A 23,153-nucleotide genomic window follows, 5' to 3' on the forward strand; every position below is an offset into this window, starting at 1 on the left:
CGGCGTCGTGGGGCCGGCGGGCAGGGTGGGCACTGCGTGGCCTTAGCGGTACCCCGCGAACGCAACGGTCACGGTGCCGCGGCGGCGGCTTGGTGCAGCGCGTCCTCGATGCGGGCCTGCACGGCCCGCACGACCCCCGGATGCAGCCCGAGCGGCTGGGTGACCGTCCAGCTCGTCCCGGGGTGGTCCGTCTGCGCCGCCGCCAGGGCGTCCGGGATGTCGCGGCTGGTGTGGTTCCCGTCGAACAGGAAGAAGGGATGCGCCACGATCTCCGAGCAGCCGGTGCGGACCAGCGCGGCGTAGCCCTCCGCGATGTCCGGGCGGGCGATCTCGAGGAAGGCCGGTTCCACCGCGTCCCAGGCGGGGGGCGTGCCGGTCGGCACGCCGTCGCCGCTCCCGTCGCCGGGGGCTGGGGCTGGGCTGTCGGTGTCGGCACCGGCCAGCGTGCGCGCGAGCTCGACGACCGTGGCGTTCGCCTCCGCCCGCCGCGAGCCGTGTCCGATCACCAGGAGACCGCGCATGCTCTCTAGTCTGCAGCCAGCGGCGGGCGGCACGCCGCCCGGCGGGCACGTCACCCGGCGGGTCCGGCCCGCCGCGGCGCGGCGGCGCGGGCCCGGCTCTGATGCTGGGGTGGCTCTGTTCCTGGCGGCTGATCGGAGGCCCGGCTCGGCTCCTTGCCCTGAGAAGTCCTTCTCGCCGTTTGGTTTCTTCCTCGCCGTTTCGGGTGTCGATGGCAGCGGATTCCACCTCATTAGGGCGAGATGGAAACGAAAGGGCGAGCAGGCCGCCCGGCCCGTTGGGAGTTCTGTCCGATAGATAGCGAGCTGTCCTGGTCGTGCGGTCTGGGACCGCAGTGGCCATCGGGGCCGGAGATCGCCAGGCGCGGTGGCCCGGCTCGCGGGCCGGGTGCTGTTACGGCGGGCGGCCGTCGGAAGACGGACAGCATACGGTCATCCGACACTGCGCGGGTTACCGTCGCGAGCGACGGCCGCCCGGCGCGACCCGGACCGCCGGCCTGTCGCCGGCGCGGCCGAGGCGTGATGATGGGGTGTCCGCGGGTTCCCGCGGGATCGAGGGTGGCGGCACGTCGCGGTGGCGCCCGAGACGAGCGGGAGACCAGTGGCGGACCGATCGGCACGCCGGACGCGGGGTGCCCCCCTGCAGCCGGGCGATCCGACGTTGATCGGGCGCTACGAGGTCGTCGGCCGGCTGGGCGCCGGCGGCATGGGCACCGTCTTCCTGGCCCTCGACCAGAGCGGCCGGCACGTAGCGATCAAGGTGATCCGCTCGGATCTCACGGTGGATCCGGAGTTCCGGGAGCGGTTCGCCGACGAGGTCGCCGCCGCCCGCCGGGTGGCCCCCTTCTGCACCGCGCAGGTCCTCGACGCCGACCCGCACGCCCGCCGTCCCTACCTGGTCACCGAGTTCATCGACGGTGCCCGGCTCGACGAGGTCGTCGCCGAGTCCGGGGCGCTGCCGCTGTCCACCCTGCAGGGGGTCGCCGTCGGGGTGGCCTCCGCGCTGACCGCGATCCACGGCGCCGGGATCGTGCACCGTGACCTCAAGCCCAGCAACGTGCTGCTGTCGTACTCCGGCCCCCGGGTGATCGACTTCGGGATCGCGCGGGCGCTCGACGCGGCGGGCGGGCGCACCCAGTCCGGGCTGGTCCTGGGCTCGGCCGGGTGGATGGCCCCGGAACAGATGGAGGGCACGGCGCCGGTGGGCCCGGCGACCGACGTCTTCGCCTGGGGTCTCCTTGTCGCCTACGCCGCGGGCGGGAGCCACCCCTACGGCGACGGCACCTATCTCGAGATGTCGGAGCGGATCCTCACCGGCCAGCCCGACCTGCGGCCCGTCCCGGCACAGCTGCGCGACGTCGTCGCCGCGGCGCTGCGACGCGACCAGCGGGTGCGGCCGTCCGCCGAGCAGATCCTGCTGAACCTGCTCGGTGACCGTGGCCGGAGCGGCAACACGCGCGCCGTGGCCAGTGAGGTCCTCGACGGCACCTGGCCACGCGGCCGGTCCGCCGCCGCGGCGGCGGCCGGTTACGCGGCGGGCGCGGCCGGCGCGGGCGACGGCTTCGGCGCGGCAGGTGCCGCCGGAGCCGGTGGTGGGCCCGCGGCGACCCGTGTGGCGGGCGGGACGGCCGGCGCGGGCCAGGCCCCCGGCCGACCGGCCCCGACCCGCGTCGCCGGCCCCGCGGACGTCAGTAGCCGCTGGTGGGAGGGCCCGCCGGCGCCCGCCTCGGGCCGGCCGGGCGACGGTGCGGCCCCGGGCGGGTTGCCCGGTGCCCGCCAGGCATCCCCGCCGGTGCCGGGCGGGCAGCAACCCGCTCGCCGCCGCCGCAAGGGCGGATTCGTCCAGTACGGGGACGAGCCCGAAGCCGCCCGACCGGACGGGCGGTACTCGGCAGGTGCGGCCGGCGCGGCTGGAGCCGGCGCGGCGGCCGGTGCCGGCGCGGCCGGTCCGCCGCAGGCCCAGGGCGGCGGCGCGCGGCCGGCGAGTGCCAGGCCGGCTCCCCGTGGATACGCACCCGCCGCGCCACCCCCGCCCGCGCCTCGCCCGGCGCCGCGACCAGCTCCCCGGCCGGCGCCCCCGCCCGCTCCGGCGCCGGCGCCGTACTACGGCGACGCGCACCGCCCGGCACCCCCCGCGCCGGCGCCGTACGCGCCGAGCCGCCGGCCGCGCCGGCGGTGGCGCCTGCGGATCCCGTTCAAGAAGACGATCATCTTCGTGGCGCTCGTGCTGCTCCTGCTGTCGGCGGCCGACCAGATCGCCACGATGGTGGACGACCAGCGCCAGCGGCTCTGGGACAGAGTCGTCAGCACATTCCGGGACGACATCGGCGGCCGGATCGACGACCTGTGGGGCAAGACCGACAACCTGCGGAACCAGACCCCTGACCTGGGCGACCAGGTTCCCAACCTGCCCACCCAGCTGCCCGGCGGGCTCGGGGACCAGAACGGCTGAACCGTGCTGGCGCGGGCCCGGGCCGGCCACGCTTCGCGGCCGCGTGGATGTCGGCGGCATGAAACAGGCCCGACGCAGGTACACCGTCGTCATGGCGAACTTCAGCAGCAAGGTCCAGGAGATGCTCCACAGCCCGAAGGCCCGCCAGATGGTCGACAAGGCGCGGGCCGCGGCGAACAAGCCGGAGAACCGCGACAAGATCCGACAGCTGTCCAGCAAGCTCACCAGCCGCGGCCGTAGCGGGCAGGGCACCGGCCATGACGCCCGTGTCGGGTCGGACAACATGCACTCCGACGTGCACCGTTCCGACTTCGGCGGCCAGAACGGCGCCGGGCCTTCCGGCCCGGGAACGACCGGTGCGGGCGGGCCCGGCGCCGGGGCGGGTTCCGGCTCCCGCGACAGCTCGGGATACGACCGGATCTGAGCCGGTCCGCCACCCGGCCCTGGCCCCGGCGCCGCCGGGGCCGGTGCCACCCGGCCGGCGCTTCCCCGGGCCGGTGTAGCCCGGGCCGGGGCTTCTGACGCGGTGTCTTCCGAGCCGGCTCGTCCGAGTTCGGCCGCCCGTAGCCCGGGGCTCGCCCGGCGCAGGTCGTACGATCCTGGGGTGAGCCTTGTTGATGCCGACGGTGAGTCCCCGGCGGGCCGGGCCCGCGTTCCCGATGCCGAGATCCGCGCGCTGCTCGACCGGGCGGCTGACGGCGGGCGAATCTCGCCGGAGGAGGCGCTCCTCCTCTACACGTCCGCTCCGCTGCACGGGCTCGGGCGCGCGGCCGACGCCGTCCGCCGCCGCCGGTACCCGGACGGCATCGCCACCTACATCATCGACCGGAACATCAACTACACCAACGTCTGTGTGACGGCCTGCCGGTTCTGCGCCTTCTACCGGTCGCCGAAGCACGCCGAGGGCTGGGTCCGCGACCTCGACGACATCGTTGCCAGGTGCGGCGAGGCGGTCGAGCTGGGCGCCACCCAGATCATGCTGCAGGGCGGCCACAACCCCGAGTTCGGGATCGAGTGGTACGAGCGGACGTTCGCCGGCATCAAGGCCGCCTACCCGCAGCTCGCCCTGCACTCGCTCGGCGCCAGCGAGGTCGTGCACATCGCGCGGACGTCCGACCTGGACTTCGCCGAGGTGATCACCCGGCTGCGCGACGCCGGGCTCGACAGCTTCGCCGGCGCGGGCGCGGAGATCCTCACCGAGCGTCCCCGGCACGCGATCGCCCCGCTCAAGGAGCCCGGCCACGTGTGGCTGTCGGTCATGGAGATCGCCCACGGCCTGGGCCTGGAGTCGACGGCGACGTTCATGATGGGCACCGGCGAGACCAACGCCGAGCGCATCGAGCACATGCGCATGATCCGGGACGTCCAGGACCGCACCGGTGGGTTCCGCTCGTTCATCCCGTGGACGTACCAGCCGGAGAACAACCACCTCGGCGGCCGGACGCAGGCGACGACCCTGGAGTACCTGCGGCTGGTGGCCGTCGCGCGGCTGTTCTTCGACAACGTGGCCCACCTGCAGGGCTCGTGGCTGACCACCGGCAAGGAGGTCGGCCAGCTCACCCTGCACATGGGCGCCGACGATCTCGGCTCGGTGATGCTCGAGGAGAACGTCGTCTCCTCCGCGGGGGCCCGGCACCGCACCAACCGGTCCGAGCTCATCCACCTGATCCGGGCCGCCGACCGCATCCCGGCGCAGCGCGACACGCTGTACCGGCACCTCGTCGTGCACCGTGACCCGGCGCTCGATCCGGTCGACGACCGGGTGGCCTCGCACTTCTCCTCGACCGCGCTGCCGCTGGTGTCGACCTGAGCCACGAACCGGACGCGGGCGGGCCGGGCGTCGCGGGCAGCGGGCCGAAGATCGAGCTGCACGTCCACCTCGAGGGGACGGTGCGGCCGGAGATGCTGCTCGCGATGGCGCGCCGCAACAACGAGGCGCTGCCGGCCCGCACCGTCGAGGGCGTAGCCGAGCTGTACCGCTTCCGCGACTTCGACCACTTCCTCAAGGTCTGGGTGCTCACGACGCAGGTCATGCGCACGGCCGACGACTTCCGCGAGGTCGTCGTCGACTACGCGGGACGGGCCGCCGCGCAGGGCGCCGTCTACCTCGAAGGCATCTTCTCGCCGTGGTTCCGGGTGAACCGGGGCGTGCCCTGGCAGGAGATCTTCACCGGCTACGCCGAGGGTGCGGTCGAGGCCCGCGAGCGCTTCGGGGTCGAGGTACGGCTGACCCCGGACATCGACCGGGTGCTGCCACCCGAGGTCGCGATGGACGTCGTCGGCTGGGCAGCCCGGTTCACCGACCGCGGTGTCGTCGGGATCGGGCTCGGCGGGCCCGAGGTGGGCCATCCGCCGGAGCCGTACGCGCCGGTCTTCGCCGCCGCCGCGGAGGCCGGCCTGCCCGCCGTCCCGCACGCGGGGGAGACGGCCGGCGCCGAGTCGGTGCGCGGCGCGCTGCACGCGCTGGGGGCGAGGCGGATCCGGCACGGCGTGCGGGCCCTCGAGGACCCCGAGCTCGTCGCCGAGCTGGTGGAGCGGGGCATCGTGCTGGACATCTGCCCGACGTCGAACCTGCGGACGGGTGTCGTCACCGACCTGGCGGCGCACCCGCTGCCCGAGCTGCTCGCGGCCGGGCTGCGCTGCTCGCTGGCCACCGACGATCCGGCGATGTTCGGCACGGATCTCGAACGGGAGTACGCCGTCGCGGCGGGCCTCGGGGTGCGCCTCGCCCGGCTCTACGAGGCCGGGGTTGCCGGTGCGCTGTGCGACGACCGGACCCGGTCCCGGCTGGTGGCGCTCGGGGCCGGCACGGACTGGGACGCCGCCCAGGCCACGGCGCTCGCCGCCGAGGCGGCTGGGTCGGCGGCTGGGTCCGCGCTGGCCGGGTCTGACGCGGCTGGGTCCGCGACGGTGGGGTCCGTGGCCATGACGAACGCAGAGGGATGAGCCGGTGAGTCGAGCGGGTCTGGACAAGAAGCCCGACCAGGTGGCCGCGATGTTCGACCAGGTCGCGCGGCGGTACGACGTGACGAACGCGGTGCTGTCGGCCGGCCTGGACCGCACCTGGCGGACCGCGACCGCGCGGGCCCTGGCCCTGGCGCCGGGCCTGCGGGTCCTCGACGTCGCGGCCGGGACGGCGACGTCGTCCCGGGCCTTCGCCGCCGCCGGGGCCGATGTCGTGGCTTGCGACTTCTCTCTCGGCATGCTGGCCCAGGCCCGGCGCCGGCTCGCCGACGCGACCGCGCGGGCGGGCGCCGGGGCGGGAACGGGTGGGGCGGGAACGGGTGGCGGCCGGGTGCTGCTGGCGGCTGGTGACGGCCTGCGCCTGCCCTTCGCGGACGGCTCCTTCGACCGGGTCACGATCTCCTTCGGCCTGCGCAACGTGGCCGAGGTCGACGTCTGCCTCGCCGAGCTGCTGCGGGTCACCCGGCCGGGGGGCGTGCTGGCGGTCTGCGAGTTCAGCCGTCCGGTGTGGCGGCCGGTGCGCACGGCGTACATGGAGTACCTGATGCGCGCGTTGCCCGCGGTCGCGCGAGCGGTGAGCAGCAGCCCGGACTCGTACGTGTACCTGGCGGAGTCCATCCGGGCCTGGCCGGGGCAGGCCGCGCTGGCGGAGACGATCCGCGCGGCCGGCTGGACAAGGGTGGGCTGGCGCAATCTCAGCGGCGGCATCGTCGCCGTCCACCGCGCCGTCCGCCCCGGCGGAGACGACTGACTGACCCCTGGGTCAGTTCGGGACGTGCGCCTCCATCCAGGCCAGCGCGCGCGCCCAGGCGTCGCGGGCCGCGGCGGCGTCGTAGGAGTCGGGGCGCGCGTCGTTGTAGAAGGCGTGGCCCACCCCCGGGTAGCGGACGACCTCGGTGTCGACCTCGGCGCGGGCGGCCGCGGCCCGCAGGTGCTCCACCTGCTCCACCGGGATCGAGCGGTCGAGATCCCCGTACAGCCCCAGCCAGGGGGTCTGCAGGGCGGCGGCGAGGTCGAGCTGCGAGGGCTCGCCGAACCGACCGTCCTCGATGCCGCCGCCGTAGAACGTGACGGCGGCGCCGAGCGGGCGCCGCACGGCCGCGTGGAAGGCGATGCCGCCGCCCATGCAGAACCCGACGACGGCGCAGCGGTCGACCGCCGTCCCCGACTCGGCGAGCACCATCAGCCCGGAGTCCAGGTCGTCGAGGATGTCGTCGCCGGACAACCGGCCGCGCAGCGAGACCGCCGCCGCCGAGTCGGTGTAGTCGAAGACGGGGGAGCCCAGCCGGTGGTACAGATCCGGGGCGACGGCCCGCCAGCCGGCGTCCGCGAACCTGCGGCAGACGTCGGTCACGTGGTCGGTGAGCCCGAACACCTCGTGCACGACGAGGACGCCGCCGCGGGCGGTCCACCGGGGCTCCGCTATGACCGCGGGCGTCGGACCTTCGGCGGTGGTGAGAACGACTGTTTCTGAGGTCATGACCGCGTCGATCTCCGATGTCGGTGGGGCCTGTCGATCCACGCCGGGCGATCGGCGGGCTCCGGATCCGATGGGGGCGCGTCGATCCGTGAGACGCGGGTCCGCGCGATGTCAGTCATTCGCGCGATGTCAGCCAACTTTCTGCCAGCCAAAGTCAGCCAACTTTTGTCAGCCAACTTTGCGGAACTACCCAGCTCGGGTGGTCATGTCACCTCCTGGCCGGGGACGGCCGGCCCGATCGTGCGCGTCGCCCCCGCCCGCTTGGCGTCAGCCCCCGCCCGCTCGCCCGCTCGCCCGGCGCGGGCCGCCTGCGTGCCCGCCGGTGCCGCCTGCGCTGCCGGCCGGCTCGCGCCGCACCGACAGGCGGGTGTTGGCCCGGTCGAGGGACCACCGAGGTGCCTATCGTCGCCGTGCCGTGGCGCTGCGTTGCGAAGTACGGGGGAAGTTGGCTCGTCTGCGCATCTCGAGGTCCTGGTTGGTGCCTTGGGCCTTGGCAGGGCCTACACTCGGCGTGGCGCTCGTGAAGAATTTCACGAGCGCGCAAGCGGGAGACGTGGGACACGGCCCTGATCGGCCGACTGGCGCGGGAATCCGGAGCAGCGCGTGACCAAGCGGATGACGGAACGGGACGGCACCCGGGCGGATGACCGCCCTGACGCCGACGTCATCGTGGTTGGTGCCGGGCCGGGCGGCTCGGCCACCGCGTACCACCTCGCCCGCACCGGGCTCGACGTCCTGCTGCTGGAGAAGAGCACCTTCCCTCGGGAGAAGGTCTGCGGTGACGGGCTGACCCCGCGGGCCGTGCGCAGCCTCGTCGAGATGGGCATCGACACATCGGTCGAGGCCGGCTGGCTGCGTAACAGGGGGCTGCGCATCATCGGCGGCGGTGTGCGCCTCGAGCTGCCGTGGCCGGAGCTCGCGAGCTGGCCCGACTACGGCCTGGTTCGCCCGCGCGCGGACTTCGACGAGATGCTCGCCCGGCACGCGGTCAAGGCCGGTGCCCGACTGGTCGAGGGCGCCTCCGTCACCGGGCCGGTGCGTGACGACCGGACGGGACGGGTGGTCGGCGTGACCGCCCGGGCCGGGGTCGACCGGGCTCCGGCCGAGTTCCGTGCCCCGGTCGTGGTCGCCGCTGACGGCAACAGCGCCCGGATCGCGCAGGCGCTGGGGATCCGGCGCAGGGAGGACCGCCCGCTGGGCGTGGCCGTGCGGCGCTACTACCGCAGCCCGCGCACGAACGACGACTTCCTCGAGTCCCACCTCGAGCTGTGGGAGGGCCCGCCGCGCCAGAGCCGACTGCTGCCGGGCTACGGGTGGATCTTCGGTATGGGTGACGGCACCAGCAACGTCGGCCTGGGCATGCTCAACACCACCAGCGCCTTCCAGAACACCGACTACCGGGATCTGCTCCGCCGGTGGCTGAACGGGCTGCCGCCCGAGTGGGGCTACACCGAGGAGAACGCCACCGGCCCGGTCCGCGGCAGCGCGCTGCCGATGGCCTTCAACCGCACCCCGCACTACCAGGACGGAGTGCTCCTCGTCGGCGACGCCGGCGGGATGGTGAACCCGTTCAACGGCGAGGGCATCGCATATGCGATGGAATCGGGCCGGATCGCCGCCGAGACGATCGTCCTTGCGCTCGCCCGGCACTCCGGGCCGGCCCGGGAGCGGGCGCTCGGGCGATATCCGGAGATCCTGACTCAGACATACGGGGGGTATTACACCCTGGGCCGTTTGTTTGTACAGCTCATCGGGAATCCGACCGTGATGGCGCTGGGGACCAGGTACGGGCTGCCTCGGCCCATGCTGATGCGTTTCGTCCTGAAGGTCATGGCGAATCTGACCGACCCGCGGGGAGGTGACGCCACGGATCGACTGATCAACGCGCTGACCCGGTTGGCGCCCGCCGCCTGAACGCGGCCACGTTCGGAAGCAGCCGGTAGGGACGCCGGCAGCCGCCGGTATGGACTCCGGCGCACGTGCTCGCACGCGACACCTCCCGATAGTCGCGCGTGCTCCGAACCAGGGAACTCCGGGCTGTGTCAGACGTCCACGGGAGATCCCTCCGGCGGTGCTGCGGAGGGGAACAATCCCGGTGCGACCGGGAAATCAGAGGTCGCGTAGGCTGCACCCGCGCTCGGCACCCGCGGGGGCAGGAGCACGAAGCACCGGTTGGCTCGGGAGGCCCGTTCGGCCACACCCGGCGAACCGCCACCAAGACGTCCGCACCAAACTTTCGAAGGAGAGGAGTTCGGCATGCTCGACAGTTATGTGCCGATCCTCGTTCTGCTCGCGATCGCGATGCTGTTCGCGGTCGGTTCCGTGGCGGTGAGCGCGCTGGTCGGCCCGAAACGGTTCAACCGGGCGAAGGTCGACATCTACGAGTGCGGTATCGAGCCCGAGCCGACACCGGCCGGGCCGCACCGCTTCCCGGTGAAGTACTACATCACCGCGATGCTCTTCATCGTCTTCGACATCGAGATCATCTTCCTGTTCCCGTGGGCCGTCACGTTCGACAGTCTCGCGGTCTTCGGTCTCGGCGCGATGGTGTCGTTCATGGCGACGATCTTCGTTGCCTACGCCTACATATGGCGCCGGGGGGGTCTGGAATGGGGCTAGAAGAGAAGCTGCCCGGTGGAGTTCTGCTGACCACCGTCGAGAAGCTGGCCAACTGGTCGCGCAGGTCGTCGCTGTGGCCGGCCACCTTCGGTCTGGCCTGCTGCGCGATCGAGATGATGTCGACCGGCGCCGGCCGGTACGACCTCTCCCGCTTCGGGATGGAGGTCTTCCGGGCCAGCCCGCGTCAGGCCGACCTCATGATCGTGGCGGGCCGGGTGAGCCAGAAGATGGCCCCGGTGCTGCGCCAGATCTACGACCAGATGCCCGAGCCCAAGTGGGTGCTGTCGATGGGCGTCTGCGCGAGCAGCGGCGGCATGTTCAACAACTACGCGATCGTGCAGGGCGTCGACCACATCGTTCCGGTGGACATGTACCTGCCGGGCTGCCCGCCGCGTCCCGAGATGCTCATGGACGCGATCATCAAGCTGCACGAGAAGATTCTCGCCGGCTCGGTGTCGGGCAAGGTCGAGCACACCAAGGCCGGCTCGTCCCCCTACCCGAAGCCGATCGAGGTGGCCACGGCGTGGGCCGGCCTGCCCGCCGGCGCGGTCGACACCCGCACGCTGTCGGTCAACGACCGCAAGCGGTTCAGCCTCCCCGAGGGCGCTCCGGTCCCGGCCGGGCGCGGTGCCGTCGAGCCGGTGCTGGACGAGCGCCGCCCGGCGGCGATCGCGCCGCCGTCCGTCTTCGGCCGCGGCAAGCGGGTGCCCGTCGACGCCAAGCCGACCGACGAGTCCCGGGCCGGCGGTCCCGGACCGAGCACGGAGACCCTGACCGATGACTGACCTGGTACCGGGCTCCGCCGGCGTTCCGGGCGGCCCGGGCGGCCGCCGCCGGGACGCCTTCGGCGCGCGCGGCAGTGGCGACACGTCGGGCTTCGGTGGCCTCGTGCCGCCGGTGGCCGCGCTGGCGTCGACGTCCCGGCCGTTCGGTGACGAGGCCGCCGACACCGTCTACGACACCCTCGAGCGGGTCTTCCCCGAGCTCGGTGACGCCGTCGAGCGGGTCGTCTTCGCGTACGGCGAGCTGACGATCCACGTGCGCCGCGAGCGGCTGCTGGACGTCGCGTGGACGCTGCGCGACGACCCGGGGCTGCGCTTCGAGCTGCTGTCGTCGCTGTCCGGGGTGGACTACCCCGACGACCTGACCGGCCGCCGCCTGCACTCCGTGGTGCACCTGACGTCGCTGACCCACCGGCGCCGGCTGCGTGTCGAGGTGTCCGTCGCGGACGGCGACGCGGTGCTGCCGAGCCTGACCCCGGTCTGGCCGACCGCGGACTGGCACGAGCGCGAGGCCTACGACCTGTTCGGCATCGTCTACGAGGGCCACCACGAGCTCACGCGGATCATGATGCCGGACGACTGGGTGGGCCACCCGCAGCGCAAGGACTACCCGCTCGGCGGCATCCCCGTCGAGTACAAGGGCGCGCAGATCCCGCCGCCCGAGACCCGCCGGAGCTACTCGTGACCGGGCACTGTCCGGCCGGCACCCGGGCGCGGGCCACCACGGGGTCACGCGTGACCGCCAGGCACCCCCGAGCCGACTTCCGAGGTTCGCTATGAGCACGCACACCGAGACGCCCGTCGACAGTCCGGCCGAGACCATCACCGGCGCGCAGCCCTACGAGGCCGGGTTCACCGAGTCCTCCGCCGGTCGCATCTACACCGTGACGGGCGGTGACTGGGAACAGGTTCTCGGCACCGGTGAGGACGACGGCGAGCGGATCACCGTCAACATGGGCCCGCAGCACCCGTCCACCCACGGGGTGCTGCGGCTGGTGCTGGAGATCGAGGGCGAGACGGTCACCGAGACCCGCCTGGTCATCGGCTACCTGCACACCGGGATCGAGAAGAGCTGCGAGTACCGCACCTGGACGCAGGCGGTCACGTTCCTCACCCGCGCCGACTACCTCTCGCCGCTGTACAACGAGGCGGCGTACTGCCTGTCGGTGGAGAAGCTGCTCGGCATCACGGACGAGGTGCCGGAGCGGGCGACCGTCATTCGGGTGCTCGTCATGGAGCTGCAGCGGATCGCCTCGCACCTGGTGTGGCTGGCGACCGGAGGCATGGAGCTCGGCGCCACCACCGGCATGATCTTCGGGTTCCGTGAGCGGGAGAAGATCCTCGACCTGCTCGAGACGATCACCGGCCTGCGGATGAACCACGCCTACATCCGCCCCGGCGGCCTGGCCCAGGACATCCCGGACGAGGCGATCCCGGCGATCCGCGAGTTCCTCGACTACATGCCCAAGCGCATCCGCGAGTACCACGCGCTGCTGACCGGCCAGCCCATCTGGAAGGCGCGGATGGTCGACGTCAACTTCCTCGACGCCGCCGCCTGCCTCGCGCTGGGGACGACCGGCCCGGTGCTGCGCGCCGCCGGTCTGCCCTGGGACCTGCGCAAGACCATGCCGTACTGCGGCTACGAGACCTACGAGTTCGACGTCCCGACCGCGCTCGAGGGCGACTCCTACGCCCGGTACCTGGTGCGGCTGGAGGAGATGGGCGAGTCCCTCAAGATCGTCGAACAGTGCCTGGACCGGCTGCGCCCCGGCCCGGTCATGGTCGCCGACAAGAAGATCGCCTGGCCGTCGCAGCTGGCCATCGGCTCGGACGGCATGGGCAACTCGCTCGAGTACATCCGCAAGATCATGGGGACCTCGATGGAGGCCCTGATCCACCACTTCAAGCTCGTCACCGAGGGCTTCCGGGTGCCCGCCGGCCAGGTGTACACGCAGATCGAGTCGCCGCGCGGCGAGCTCGGCTACCACGTCGTCAGCGACGGCGGCACCAGGCCGTTCCGCGTCCACGTGCGGGACCCAAGCTTCGTGAACCTGCAGGCCGTGCCCGCGCTGACGGAGGGCGGGCAGGTGGCCGACGTGATCGTCGGCGTCGCCTCCGTCGACCCGGTGCTCGGGGGAGTTGATCGCTGATGCCACTGACCGAACAGACCCGCGCCGCGGCCCGCGAGATCGTCGCGCGCTACCCCGAGGGGCGTTCCCGCTCGGCGCTGCTGCCGATGCTGCACCTGGTGCAGTCCGAGCAGGGCGCGGTCACCGCGGAGGGCGTGGAGTTCTGCGCCGAGGAGCTCGGCATCACCCACGCCGAGGTCAGCGCGGTCGCGACGTTCTACACGATGTACAAGCGCCGCCCGGTCGGCGACTGGCTGGTCTCCGTCTGCACGAACCTCTCCTGCCTGTTGCGCGGCGGCGAGGAGGTCTACGAGCGCCTGTCGAAGAACCTCGGCGTCGGGCACGACCAGACCACCGAGGACGGCACGATCACGCTGGAGCACGCCGAGTGCCTGGCGGCCTGTGACTACGCGCCGGTGATGACCGTCAACTACGAGTTCTACGACCAGGTCAACCCGGACTCGGCGGAGGAGATCGTCGAGGCCCTGCGGCGCGGCGAGCGCCCGGCCCCGACCCGCGGCGGCCCGCTGTGTACGTTCGGCGAGTCCTCGTTCCAGCTCGCCGGCTTCGAGGACCCGCGTCCGGAGGGCGTCGCCGGGCAGGGGGTGGGGACCCCGTCTCTGGCCGGCGTGCTGCTCGCCGAGGCCGCCGGCTGGAAGGCGGAGGACGGCGTGGCCGGTGCCCCGCCGCTGACCCCGCTGCCCTCGAACGCGCCGCCCTCGGCTGCTTCGGCCCCGGCTGCGCCGGCGTCGAGCAGCCCCGCATCGTCGAGCGCCGCCGCCCCGGCGAGCCCGGCGCCCGCGCCGGGGACGCCCGGCGTCCCGCAGACGAAGGTGAACTGACCATGCCTGTCACCCCGGTCCTCACCCGGCGCTGGACGGCGCCCGAGTCGTGGACGCTGGCGACCTACGAGCGCCTTGACGGCTACCAGGGCCTGCGCCGGGCGCTGGCGCAGAGCCCGGACGACCTGATCAAGCTGGTCAAGGACTCCGGCCTGCGCGGCCGCGGCGGCGCGGGCTTCCCCACCGGCATGAAGTGGGGCTTCATCCCGCAGGGCGACGGCAAACCGCACTACCTCGTCATCAACGCCGACGAGGGCGAGCCGGGCACCTGCAAGGACGCCCCGCTGATGAAGGCCGACCCGCACTCGCTGATCGAGGGCATCGTGATCGCCGCCTACGCGGTGCGCGCGAACCGGGCCTTCATCTACCTGCGCGGCGAGCTCATCCACGCCGGCCGGCGGCTGCGCGCCGCGGTCGCCGAGGCGTACCGCGCCGGCTACCTGGGACGCGACATCCTCGGTAGCGGGTTCGACCTCGACCTGGTGGTGCACTCCGGCGCCGGCGCGTACATCTGCGGCGAGGAGACGGCGCTGCTGGACTCGCTGGAGGGCCGGCGCGGCCAGCCGCGGCTGCGCCCGCCGTTCCCGGCGACCCACGGCCTGTACGCGTCCCCCACGGTCGTGAACAACGTCGAGACGATCGCCACGGTTCCCTTCATCGTGAACTACGGCGTCGACTGGTTCCGGTCGATGGGCCGCGAGCGCGCCCCGGGCCCGAAGATCTACAGCCTCTCCGGCCACGTGACTCACCCCGGCCAGTACGAGGCGCCGATGGGCACGACGCTGCGCGAGCTGCTCGACATGGCGGGCGGCGTCCTCGGCGGCCGCAAGCTCAAGGCGTGGACCCCGGGCGGCTCGTCGACGCCGCTGCTGACCGCCGACCACCTTGACGTCCCGCTGGACTTCGAGGGCGTGCAGGAGGCCGGCTCGCTGCTCGGCACGGCCGCCCTCATGATCATGGACGACTCGGTCGACATGCTCAAGATCGTGCGGCGGCTGACCCAGTTCTACGCGCACGAGTCGTGCGGCAAGTGCACCCCGTGCCGGGAGGGCACCACCTGGATGGTGCAGATCCTGTCCCGGATGGAGCGCGGCCAGGGCGACCCCGACGACGTCGACACCCTCGTCGACGCCTGCGACAACATCTTCGGACGCGCCTTCTGCGCGCTCGCGGACGGCGCCACCTCGCCGATCGTCTCCGGGATCAAGTTCTTCCGGAACGAGTTCCTCCCGATCACCCCGGTGGGGCCGTCGGGTTCCACCACGTCGGTAGCCGGCTCGGCGAACGGCGCGGCCGCGGGTGGCGCGGCCGCGGGCACGCCGGGCGCCTACGCGGGAGCGCACTGAGATCATGACCGTCGCCCCAGAGAAGCCGGCAGCGCCGGCCGCCCCCGACCACGTCACGCTCACCGTGGACGGGCTAGAGGTGAGCGTGCCGAAGGGCACCCTCATCATCCGGGCCGCGGAGCTGTTGGGAATCGAGATCCCGCGGTTCTGCGACCATCCCCTGCTGGACCCGGTCGGCGCCTGCCGGCAGTGCATCGTCGAGGTCGAGGGCCAGCGCAAGCCGGTCGCGTCCTGCACGACCACCGTCGCCGCCGACATGGTCGTCAGGACCCAGGTCACCTCGCCGGTGGCGAAGAAGGCCCAGGCCGGGACGCTGGAGTTCCTGCTCCTCAACCACCCCCTCGACTGCCCGATCTGCGACAAGGGCGGCGAGTGCCCGCTGCAGAACCAGTCGATGGCCAACGGCGCGGCCACCTCCCGCTTCAAGGAGACGAAGCGGGCATACCCGAAGCCGCTGGCGATCTCCAGCCAGATCCTGCTGGACCGGGAGCGCTGCGTGCTGTGCGCGCGCTGCACCCGGTTCTCCGCGCAGATCGCCGGGGACCCGTTCATCGAGCTGTTCGAGCGGGGCGCGGCCGAGCAGGTCGCCGTCAGCGACGGGCAGCCGTTCTCGTCCTACTTCTCCGGCAACACCGTGCAGATCTGCCCGGTCGGCGCGCTCACCAGCGCCGCCTACCGGTTCCGGGCCCGGCCGTTCGACCTGGTGTCGACGCCGACCTCCTGTGAGCACTGCGCCGCCGGCTGCTCGCTGCGCACCGACCACCGGCGCGGCAAGGTGATGCGTCGCCTCGCCGCCGAGGACCCGGCGGTCAACGAGGAGTGGAACTGCGACAAGGGCCGGTTCGCGTTCAACTACGCGCGCCAGTCCGACCGGCTCACCACGCCGCTGATCCGGGACGACAGCACCGGCGAGCTGGTCGAGGCGAGCTGGTCGGAGGCGCTGGAGTACGCCGCCCGCGGCCTGGCCGAGTGCCGGGACCGCAACGGCGTCGGCGTGCTCGCCGGCGGCCGGCTCACCCGCGAGGACGCCTACGCCTACGCCAAGTTCGCCCGGCTCGCCCTGGGCACCAACGACGTGGACTTCCGCGCCCGCCCGCACTCCGCCGAGGAGGAGGCCTTCCTCGGCAGCGCCGTCGCCGGTACCGGAATCGGGGTCACCTACGCCGATCTGGAGGCCGCGCCCGCCGTCCTGCTCGTCTCGTTCGAGCCGGAGGAGGAGTCGCCCATCGTCTTCCTGCGGCTGCGCAAGGCGGCGAGCAAGCACGGAACCGCCGTGCACGCGCTGGCGCCGCTGATCACCCGCGGGCTGCGCAAGATGGCCGGCACGCTGATCCCGGTCGTCCCCGGCGGCGAGGCCGCCACGCTGGACGAGCTGGCCACCGGTGCGTCGGCCACCACCGAGGCGCTGCGGGCACCCGGCTCGGTGATCCTGGTCGGCTCGCGGGCCGCCGAGTCGCCCGGCGCGCTGTCCGCGGCGCTGCGCCTGGCCGAGTCCACCGGCGCCGCGCTGGCCTGGGTGCCGCGCCGGGCCGGTGAGCGCGGCGCGGTCTCCGCCGGCCTGCTCCCGTCGCTGCTGCCGGGCGGCCGCCCGGTCGCGGACGTCGGCGCGCGGGCCGAGGTGGAGTCCTTCTGGGGCGCCCGCCTGCTGGGTGCGCCCGGCCGCGACACCGCCGGCATTCTGGCCGCCGCCGCGGCGGGCCGGCTTGACGCGGTCGTCGTCGCCGGTGTCGACGCCGAGGACCTGCCCGACCCCGCGGCCGCGCTGGCCGCGCTGGCCCGGGTGCCGTTCTGCGTCTCGCTGGAGATCCGCCGCTCGTCGATCGCGGAGGTCGCCGACGTCGTCTTCCCGGTCGCTCCGGTGGCCGAGAAGGCCGGCACGTTCGTGGACTGGGAGGGCCGGCTGCGGCCCTTCCAGCGCGCGCTGGACACCCCGGCCCTGCCCGACCTGCGGGTGCTGCACCTGCTTGCCGCCGAGATGGGCGTGGACCTGCGGATCCCGGACGCCGGCGCCGCCGCGCGCGAGCTCAGCGAGCTCGGCCGGGCCGGTGACGAGACCGGCCGCGGGCCGGCCCCCACCGAGTCGGTGCCCGCCGCGGTCACCGCCGGCGCGGGGGAGGCCCTGCTGGCGACCTGGCACCTCAACCTCGACGACGGCGCCCTGCAGGCCGGCGAGCCGTACCTGGCCGGCACCGCGCACCCGCCGCGGCTGCTGCTCTCGGCCGCGACCGCCGCCGAGATCGGCGCGGTCGAGGGCGAGCCGGTCACGGCCAGCACCTCCCGTGGCTCGGTCACGCTGCCGCTGGAGATCATCGCGATGCCGGACCGGGTCGTCTGGGTGCCCACGCACTCGCCCGGATCGCATGTCCGCCGCTCGCTGGCCGAGCACGCCGGCGTGCTGGTCCAGATCAGCCCCGGCGGCCTGTTGCCGACCGAGACGGCGCCCGGCGGGGGAGTCGACACCTTCCCGGTCGACGAGACCCGCGGCGCGGCACTCGGCTCGCAGCTCGCCACCGCCCAGGACACCGCCGTGACCGTGGCCCGCACCGGCCTCGGTGCCGCGGGCCGGGTCGACACCACCGGAGGCCGGGCATGACCGGGACCTCGACGCTCCTGCTCGCCGCGAACGTCGGCGACCCGGACATGTCCGTCCTCACCGACGACCCGTTCTGGCTCATCCTGATCAAGGCTGTCGCGGTCTTCGCGTTCCTGCTGGTGATGACGCTGTTCTCGATCGTCTTCGAGCGCAAGGTCGTCGCGAAGATGCAGCAGCGGGTCGGGCCGAACCGGCACGGCCCGCGCGGCTGGCTGCAGAGCCTCGCCGACGGCGTGAAGCTCATGCTCAAGGAAGACATCATCCCGACGCTGGCCGACAAGCCGATCTTCATCCTGGCTCCGATCATCTCGGCGGTGCCGGCCATCCTGGCCTTCGCCTGCATCCCGTTCGGGCCGGAGGTGTCGATCTTCGGTGAACGCACGACGCTCCAGCTCGCCGACCTGCCGGTCAGCGTGCTGTACCTGCTGGCGGCGGCGTCGCTGGGCGTGTACGGACTGATCCTCGCCGGCTGGTCCAGCGGCTCGACCTACCCGCTGCTGGGCTCGCTGCGCTCGGCCGCGCAGATCATCTCCTACGAAGTCGCGATGGGCCTGGCCTTCGTCGCGGTCTTCATCTACGCGGGAACACTGTCGACCGCGGGCATCGTGCAGAGCCAGCACGACTGGTGGTACATCGCGCTGCTGCCGTCGTTCATCCTCTACTGCATCGCGATGGTCGGTGAGACGAACCGGACGCCGTTCGACCTCCCCGAGGCCGAGGGCGAGCTGGTCGGCGGGTTCCACACCGAGTACAGCTCGATCAAGTTCGCGTTCTTCTTCCTCGCCGAGTACATCAACATGGTCACCGTCTCGGCGATCGCGACCACGCTGTTCCTCGGAGGCTGGCAGCCGCCGCCGATCCCGGGCCTGTCCGGGCTGGACCACGGCTGGTACCCGCTGATCTGGTTCGTCATCAAGCTGCTGCTGTTCATCTTCGTGTTCATCTGGCTGCGGGGCACGCTGCCGCGGCTGCGCTACGACCAGTTCATGGCCTTCGGCTGGAAGGTCCTGATCCCGGTCGGCCTGGTGTGGGTGCTCGCGGTCGCGACCTTCCGCGCCTACCAGGAGCACGTGAGCGACCGGACGCCGTGGCTGATCGGCTTCGGGGTCGTGGTGGGCGTCCTGCTCGTGGTCGCGATCATCGACCCGGGCGCGGCGAGAGCCCAGCGTGAGCAGGAGGAGGCCGAGCGGGAACGCGCCGAATCGGCCCCGAGCCTGGACAGGATTCCCTGGCCGCCGCCGTCCGACGGCGCGACGAGGGCACTGGCCGGCCGTACCGCGGCCGGCAGCGGCGTGGCCGGCTCCGCCGGCGGCGACAAGGGAAACACCACCGTCATCCCCGCGGGCTCCGGCCCGCGACAGGAGAGCTGAACCATGGGGATCCTCGACCCCTACAAGGGTTTCGGCGTCACCTTCTCGACGATGTTCAAGAAGCCGACGACCGAGCAGTACCCGGAGCAGAAGAAGGAGACGGCACCCCGCTTCCACGGCCGTCACCAGCTCAACCGGCATCCGGACGGGCTGGAGAAGTGCGTCGGCTGCGAGCTGTGCGCGTGGGCCTGCCCGGCCGACGCGATCTACGTCGAGGGCGCGGACAACACCGACGAGCAGCGTTTCTCGCCGGGTGAGCGGTACGGCCGCGTCTACCAGATCAACTACCTGCGCTGCATCCTGTGCGGGCTGTGCATCGAGGCGTGCCCCACCCGGGCGCTGACGATGTCGAACGACTACGAGCTGGCCGACGACAGCCGCAACGACCTGATCTTCACCAAGGAGCAGCTGCTCGCCCCGCTTCGGGCCGGGATGGAGTCCCCGCCGCACCCGATGCGCCTCGGCGAGAGCGAGACCGACTACTACACCCGCGATCCCGACGCCCCGCTGCCCTGGCAGGTCGGCGGCTCGCCGGCCGGCGAGGCTGACGAGGCCGGCGAGGCCGAAAGGGCGGCGGACAAGGTGCCCGCCCACGGCGCGGGTTCGGAGCGGCCCCGATGAATCCGCAGATTCTCGCCCAGGCGGCGGAGATCAGCAGCACGTCGAACGGCGAGGCCTGGACGTTCTGGCTGCTCGCGCCGGTCGCGCTGCTGGCGGCGCTCGGCATGGTCCTGATGCGCAGCGCGGTGCACTCCGCCCTGCTGCTCGTGGTGAACCTGTTCTGCGTCGCGGTGTTCTACCTGATCCAGGACGCGCCCTTCCTGGGCTTCGTCCAGATCATCGTCTACACCGGCGCGATCATGGTGTTGTTCCTGTTCGTGCTGATGCTGGTCGGAGTCGATTCGTCCGACTCGCTGGTCGAGACCCTGCGCGGCCAGCGGATCGCCGCGGTGATCCTCGGGCTCGGCTTCGCCGGCCTGCTGGCGTTCCCGATCGGCCGCGCGATCGACGGCGGCAAGGCGGCGGGCCTGGAGGCGGCGAACACCGGCGGCAACGTCCACGCGATCGGACGTCTGCTGTTCACCCAGTACGTCTTCGTCTTCGAAGCGATCTCGGTGCTGCTCGTGGTCGCGGCGATCGGGACGATGGTCCTCGGTCACCGCGAGCACACCGGTGGGAAGGTCACGCAGAAGGAACGGATGCGCGCTCGCTTCGCCGAGGGCGGCACCGTCACCCCGCGGCCCGGGCCGAAGGTCTTCGCGACCAACCCCGGCCCGGAGCAGCCCGAGCTCGTCGCGGCCGGCGGCGGCGATGTCGCCGGCGGCGGCCCGGACCTCGGCGGGCCCGGTGCGGGCCCGTCCGGCCCGGCCGGCGCGGGTGGTCCGGACGGCGGCGGTATCGGTGGCCCGGGCGGTCCTGGGACAGGCGGTCCCGGTGCGGGCGGTGCTGGTGGTCCGGGTACGGACGGCCCGGGCGGCGGTGGGCCCGACGGCGGGCCGAGCGCGAACGGGACGAGTGAGGACTCCGACGACGAGACCGTCGTCGGCGGGTCGGCGCCGGTGGGCGCGGGCAGGGGGAGCGGTCGGTGAACCCGGCGAACTATCTGATCCTGTCGGGGTTGCTGTTCACCATCGGCGCGACCGGGGTTCTGGTCCGGCGCAACGCGATCGTCGTGTTCATGTCGATCGAGCTGATGCTCAACGCGGTGAACCTGACCCTGGTGACGTTCTCCCGCATCCACGGGACGCTGGAGGGCCAGATCATGGCGTTCTTCGTCATGGTCGTGGCCGCCGCCGAGGTGGTCGTCGGCCTGGCGATCATCCTGGCGATCTTCCGGACGCGCAGATCCGCGTCGGTCGACGACGTGAACCTCCTGAAGTACTGACCTCTCGACGTACTCGGGCATCCCGAGGCTTGTCTCCCGGCCGCCCTGACGCGGCCGCGACCGGGACCTCCGGTCACGGAAGAACGGACGACACTGCAGTGACGCTTTGCGCAACAGGGGCGGCGCAGCCCGGACCACCTCCGGTGGCCCTGGCGCTGGCGCATGTACCCGGAACCGGACCGCGATGAGCGCCGGAGGGGCCGCCATCCTCGCGGCCGACGAGCACGGCGGCGGGGCCGTGCACTACGCCGCCGCGTCCGGGGCGTTCTCGCTGACCTGGCTGCTCATCGCGCTTCCGCTGGCCGGGGCGGCCATCCTGCTGCTCGGCGGGCGGCGCACCGACCGGTGGGGCCACCTGCTCGGCACGCTGACCGCGGCCGCCTCCTTCGTGGTCGGCCTGGTCCTGTTCTTCGGGCTGCTCGACCGCTCCGGTGACGACCGGGCCGTCTCCCAGCACCTCTACAGCTGGATCCCGGTCAACGGCTTCCAGGTGGATGTCGGCCTGCTGTTCGACCAGCTCTCCGCGGTCTTCGTGCTGCTGATCACCGGTGTGGGCACGCTGATCCACATCTACTCGATCGGCTACATGTCGCACGACCCGGGCCGGCGGCGCTTCTTCGCCTACATGAACCTGTTCCTGGCGTCGATGCTGCTGCTGGTGCTGGGCAACAACTTCCTGGTGCTCTACGGCGGCTGGGAGCTGGTCGGCCTCTCGTCCTTCCTGCTCATCAAGTTCTGGGAGTACAAGCCGGCCGCGGCCACCGCCGCGAACAAGGCCTTCTACATGAACCGGGTCGGCGACGTCGGTCTCGCGCTCGCGATCATGTTCATGTTCGCCACCGTCGGCAGCACGAACTACGACTCGGTGTTCGGTGCCGCCGCCGCGGACGTCATCGGCTACGGCACCATCACCGCGATGGCGCTCCTGCTCCTGCTCGGCGCCTGCGGCAAGTCCGGTCAGTTCCCGCTGCAGGCCTGGCTCCCGGACGCCATGGAGGGCCCGACCCCGATCTCGGCGCTCATCCACGCCGCGACCATGGTCACCGCCGGTGTGTACCTGATCGTCCGGGCTGCTCCGATCTTCGACCAGACGCAGGCCGCGCGGACCGTCGTCCTGATCATCGGCGCGGTCACGATCCTCATCGGATGCGTCATCGGCTGCGCCTACGACGACATCAAGAAGGTCCTGGCCTACTCGACGGTCAGCCAGATCGGCTACATGTTCCTCGCTGTCGGGCTCGGCCCGGCCGGGTACGCGCTGGGCATCATGCACCTGCTCGCGCACGGCTTCTTCAAGGCCGGCCTGTTCCTCGGCTCCGGTTCGGTCATCCACGCGATGGACGACGAGCAGGACATGCGCCGCTACGGCGGGCTGTGGCGGCACATGCCGATCACCTGGGTCACCTTCGGTCTCGGCTACCTGGCGATCATCGGCTTCCCGGGCCTGTCCGGGTTCTTCACCAAGGACCGCATCATCGAGACGGCGCTGGCCAAGGGTGGCACCAGCGGCTACATCTACGGTGGCGTGGCGCTGCTCGGTGCCGGGATCACCGCCTTCTACATGACCCGGCTGTTCCTGATGACCTTCCACGGCAAGGCGCGCTGGGAGCACGACGGGCCGCAGGCCAAGCACCCGCACGAGTCGCCGGCGACGATGACCGGCCCGATGATGCTGCTGGCCGTCGGCTCGGTCTTCGCCGGTGGGCTGTTCGTCCTCGGCAGCTCGATGCAGGACTGGCTCGCCCCGGTGGTGGGCGAGCACGGTGAGGCGCACCACGACATCTCGCCCGCGGTCGTCACCGCGCTGGTGCTGGTCGTTTCCGCCGGCGGGTTCGCCGGTGCCTACCTGCGCTACCAGCTCCGTCCGGTCGAGGCCGTCGCCCGGCCGGACGCCGAGGTCAGCGTGGTGACCGTCGCCGCGCGCCACGACCTCTACGCGAACACCTTCAACGAGGTCGTCGCCATGCGGCCGGGGCAGTACCTGACCCGCTTCCTGGTCTGGGCGGACAACGTCGGCATCGACGGCTTCGTGCGCGGGAGCGCCGCCGCCGTGGGTGGACTGTCCGGCCGGCTGCGACGCACCCAGACCGGCTTCGTCCGGTCCTACGCACTGTCGATGTTGGGAGGTACCGTCCTCGTGGTCGGTGCTCTGCTGCTCACCAGGGCCGGCTGA

Annotated in this window: 20 protein-coding genes; 18 read left to right on the forward strand and 2 right to left on the reverse strand. The window is 72.5% G+C overall.

The window, feature by feature from the left end; all coding sequences use genetic code 11:
* Positions 1 to 68: 68 nt before the first annotated feature.
* Positions 69 to 521 carry a sirohydrochlorin chelatase gene (locus MXD62_RS00675; protein ID WP_248827532.1) on the reverse strand — a complete coding sequence of 151 codons (453 nt, stop codon included), beginning with the start codon at positions 519 to 521 and terminating at the stop codon, positions 69 to 71.
* 598 nt (positions 522 to 1,119) lie between these two features.
* On the opposite strand from MXD62_RS00675, the gene MXD62_RS00680 reads away from it, so the two are divergent.
* The 5 genes from MXD62_RS00680 to MXD62_RS00700 all read left to right on the forward strand — a co-directional run bounded on the left by MXD62_RS00680 (position 1,120) and on the right by MXD62_RS00700 (position 6,685).
* Complete coding sequence (locus tag MXD62_RS00680) at positions 1,120 to 2,970, forward strand: serine/threonine-protein kinase (RefSeq protein WP_248827533.1); 1,851 nt, start codon at positions 1,120 to 1,122, stop codon at positions 2,968 to 2,970.
* 58 nt (positions 2,971 to 3,028) lie between these two features.
* A complete protein-coding gene (locus MXD62_RS00685; protein WP_248827534.1) occupies positions 3,029 to 3,394 on the forward strand; it encodes a hypothetical protein in 366 nt (121 codons plus the stop codon).
* Positions 3,395 to 3,574: 180 nt separating this feature from the next.
* Complete coding sequence (gene mqnC / locus MXD62_RS00690; RefSeq protein WP_248827535.1) at positions 3,575 to 4,780, forward strand: cyclic dehypoxanthinyl futalosine synthase; 1,206 nt, start codon at positions 3,575 to 3,577, stop codon at positions 4,778 to 4,780.
* A 50-nt stretch (positions 4,781 to 4,830) separates the two neighbouring features.
* Positions 4,831 to 5,916: an adenosine deaminase gene (gene add, locus MXD62_RS00695; protein WP_308301180.1), complete on the forward strand. Its 1,086-nt coding sequence runs from the start codon at positions 4,831 to 4,833 to the stop codon at positions 5,914 to 5,916.
* Positions 5,917 to 5,920: 4 nt separating this feature from the next.
* Positions 5,921 to 6,685, forward strand: a complete 765-nt coding sequence (locus MXD62_RS00700) for a demethylmenaquinone methyltransferase (RefSeq protein ID WP_248827537.1) — start codon at positions 5,921 to 5,923, stop codon at positions 6,683 to 6,685.
* 12 nt (positions 6,686 to 6,697) lie between these two features.
* On the opposite strand, the gene MXD62_RS00705 is transcribed toward MXD62_RS00700, so the two are convergent.
* A complete protein-coding gene (locus MXD62_RS00705) occupies positions 6,698 to 7,414 on the reverse strand; it encodes a dienelactone hydrolase family protein (protein WP_248827538.1) in 717 nt (238 codons plus the stop codon).
* A gap of 615 nt (positions 7,415 to 8,029) precedes the next feature.
* On the opposite strand from MXD62_RS00705, the gene MXD62_RS00710 reads away from it, so the two are divergent.
* From MXD62_RS00710 to nuoL, 13 genes are all read left to right on the forward strand, one after another.
* Positions 8,030 to 9,328: a geranylgeranyl reductase family protein gene (locus MXD62_RS00710; protein ID WP_248827595.1), complete on the forward strand. Its 1,299-nt coding sequence runs from the start codon at positions 8,030 to 8,032 to the stop codon at positions 9,326 to 9,328.
* A 342-nt stretch (positions 9,329 to 9,670) separates the two neighbouring features.
* On the forward strand, positions 9,671 to 10,033 hold the full coding sequence (locus tag MXD62_RS00715) for an NADH-quinone oxidoreductase subunit A (RefSeq protein WP_248827539.1): 363 nt from the start codon (positions 9,671 to 9,673) through the stop codon (positions 10,031 to 10,033).
* The gene (locus MXD62_RS40010) at positions 10,024 to 10,818 is read left to right on the forward strand and encodes an NADH-quinone oxidoreductase subunit B family protein (protein WP_368862292.1); all 795 of its coding nucleotides are present in this window, start codon (positions 10,024 to 10,026) and stop codon (positions 10,816 to 10,818) included. Before MXD62_RS00715 ends, MXD62_RS40010 begins: the two co-directional genes overlap by 10 nt.
* Positions 10,811 to 11,500 carry an NADH-quinone oxidoreductase subunit C gene (locus MXD62_RS00725; RefSeq protein WP_020463517.1) on the forward strand — a complete coding sequence of 230 codons (690 nt, stop codon included), beginning with the start codon at positions 10,811 to 10,813 and terminating at the stop codon, positions 11,498 to 11,500. The genes MXD62_RS40010 and MXD62_RS00725 overlap by 8 nt, the downstream gene beginning before the upstream one ends.
* 91 nt (positions 11,501 to 11,591) lie before the next feature.
* Positions 11,592 to 12,965: an NADH-quinone oxidoreductase subunit D gene (locus MXD62_RS00730; RefSeq protein WP_248827540.1), complete on the forward strand. Its 1,374-nt coding sequence runs from the start codon at positions 11,592 to 11,594 to the stop codon at positions 12,963 to 12,965.
* Positions 12,965 to 13,786 (forward strand): NADH-quinone oxidoreductase subunit NuoE, encoded by an 822-nt coding sequence (gene nuoE, locus MXD62_RS00735; RefSeq protein ID WP_248827541.1) that lies wholly within the window; start codon positions 12,965 to 12,967, stop codon positions 13,784 to 13,786. The genes MXD62_RS00730 and nuoE overlap by 1 nt, the downstream gene beginning before the upstream one ends.
* Positions 13,787 to 13,788: 2 nt before the next feature.
* On the forward strand, positions 13,789 to 15,132 hold the full coding sequence (nuoF, locus tag MXD62_RS00740) for an NADH-quinone oxidoreductase subunit NuoF (RefSeq protein WP_020463514.1): 1,344 nt from the start codon (positions 13,789 to 13,791) through the stop codon (positions 15,130 to 15,132).
* 4 nt (positions 15,133 to 15,136) lie between these two features.
* Complete coding sequence (locus MXD62_RS00745; RefSeq protein WP_248827542.1) at positions 15,137 to 17,725, forward strand: NADH-quinone oxidoreductase subunit G; 2,589 nt, start codon at positions 15,137 to 15,139, stop codon at positions 17,723 to 17,725.
* Entirely contained in the window at positions 17,722 to 19,095 is a 1,374-nt protein-coding gene (nuoH, locus tag MXD62_RS00750) for an NADH-quinone oxidoreductase subunit NuoH (RefSeq protein ID WP_248827543.1), read from the forward strand. Before MXD62_RS00745 ends, nuoH begins: the two co-directional genes overlap by 4 nt.
* A 3-nt stretch (positions 19,096 to 19,098) precedes the next feature.
* Positions 19,099 to 19,716: an NADH-quinone oxidoreductase subunit NuoI gene (gene nuoI / locus MXD62_RS00755; RefSeq protein WP_248827544.1), complete on the forward strand. Its 618-nt coding sequence runs from the start codon at positions 19,099 to 19,101 to the stop codon at positions 19,714 to 19,716.
* Complete coding sequence (locus tag MXD62_RS00760; protein ID WP_248827545.1) at positions 19,713 to 20,684, forward strand: NADH-quinone oxidoreductase subunit J; 972 nt, start codon at positions 19,713 to 19,715, stop codon at positions 20,682 to 20,684. Before nuoI ends, MXD62_RS00760 begins: the two co-directional genes overlap by 4 nt.
* A complete protein-coding gene (gene nuoK, locus MXD62_RS00765; RefSeq protein ID WP_020463509.1) occupies positions 20,681 to 20,980 on the forward strand; it encodes an NADH-quinone oxidoreductase subunit NuoK in 300 nt (99 codons plus the stop codon). Before MXD62_RS00760 ends, nuoK begins: the two co-directional genes overlap by 4 nt.
* Before the next feature lie 184 nt (positions 20,981 to 21,164).
* Positions 21,165 to 23,153 (forward strand): NADH-quinone oxidoreductase subunit L, encoded by a 1,989-nt coding sequence (gene nuoL, locus MXD62_RS00770; RefSeq protein ID WP_248827546.1) that lies wholly within the window; start codon positions 21,165 to 21,167, stop codon positions 23,151 to 23,153.

Origin of the sequence: Frankia sp. Mgl5 (genome assembly GCF_023242985.1) — a bacterium.
In the GTDB taxonomy this organism is placed as follows: Bacteria; Actinomycetota; Actinomycetes; order Frankiales; family Frankiaceae; genus Parafrankia; species Parafrankia soli.

What these genes read in the sequence shown, in the direction of transcription:
- MXD62_RS00675 (WP_248827532.1), bottom strand. Translation starts at nt 521, where the DNA reads ATGCGCGGTCTCCTGGTGATCGGACACGGCTCGCGGCGGGCGGAGGCG.
- MXD62_RS00685 (WP_248827534.1), top strand. Translation starts at nt 3,029, where the DNA reads ATGAAACAGGCCCGACGCAGGTACACCGTCGTCATGGCGAACTTCAGC.
- MXD62_RS00705 (WP_248827538.1), bottom strand. Translation starts at nt 7,414, where the DNA reads ATGACCTCAGAAACAGTCGTTCTCACCACCGCCGAAGGTCCGACGCCC.
- MXD62_RS00710 (WP_248827595.1), top strand. Translation starts at nt 8,030, where the DNA reads ATGACGGAACGGGACGGCACCCGGGCGGATGACCGCCCTGACGCCGAC.
- MXD62_RS00715 (WP_248827539.1), top strand. Translation starts at nt 9,671, where the DNA reads ATGCTCGACAGTTATGTGCCGATCCTCGTTCTGCTCGCGATCGCGATG.
- MXD62_RS40010 (WP_368862292.1), top strand. Translation starts at nt 10,024, where the DNA reads ATGGGGCTAGAAGAGAAGCTGCCCGGTGGAGTTCTGCTGACCACCGTC.
- MXD62_RS00725 (WP_020463517.1), top strand. Translation starts at nt 10,811, where the DNA reads ATGACTGACCTGGTACCGGGCTCCGCCGGCGTTCCGGGCGGCCCGGGC.
- MXD62_RS00730 (WP_248827540.1), top strand. Translation starts at nt 11,592, where the DNA reads ATGAGCACGCACACCGAGACGCCCGTCGACAGTCCGGCCGAGACCATC.
- nuoE (WP_248827541.1), top strand. Translation starts at nt 12,965, where the DNA reads ATGCCACTGACCGAACAGACCCGCGCCGCGGCCCGCGAGATCGTCGCG.
- nuoF (WP_020463514.1), top strand. Translation starts at nt 13,789, where the DNA reads ATGCCTGTCACCCCGGTCCTCACCCGGCGCTGGACGGCGCCCGAGTCG.
- MXD62_RS00745 (WP_248827542.1), top strand. Translation starts at nt 15,137, where the DNA reads ATGACCGTCGCCCCAGAGAAGCCGGCAGCGCCGGCCGCCCCCGACCAC.
- nuoH (WP_248827543.1), top strand. Translation starts at nt 17,722, where the DNA reads ATGACCGGGACCTCGACGCTCCTGCTCGCCGCGAACGTCGGCGACCCG.
- nuoI (WP_248827544.1), top strand. Translation starts at nt 19,099, where the DNA reads ATGGGGATCCTCGACCCCTACAAGGGTTTCGGCGTCACCTTCTCGACG.
- MXD62_RS00760 (WP_248827545.1), top strand. Translation starts at nt 19,713, where the DNA reads ATGAATCCGCAGATTCTCGCCCAGGCGGCGGAGATCAGCAGCACGTCG.
- nuoL (WP_248827546.1), top strand. Translation starts at nt 21,165, where the DNA reads ATGAGCGCCGGAGGGGCCGCCATCCTCGCGGCCGACGAGCACGGCGGC.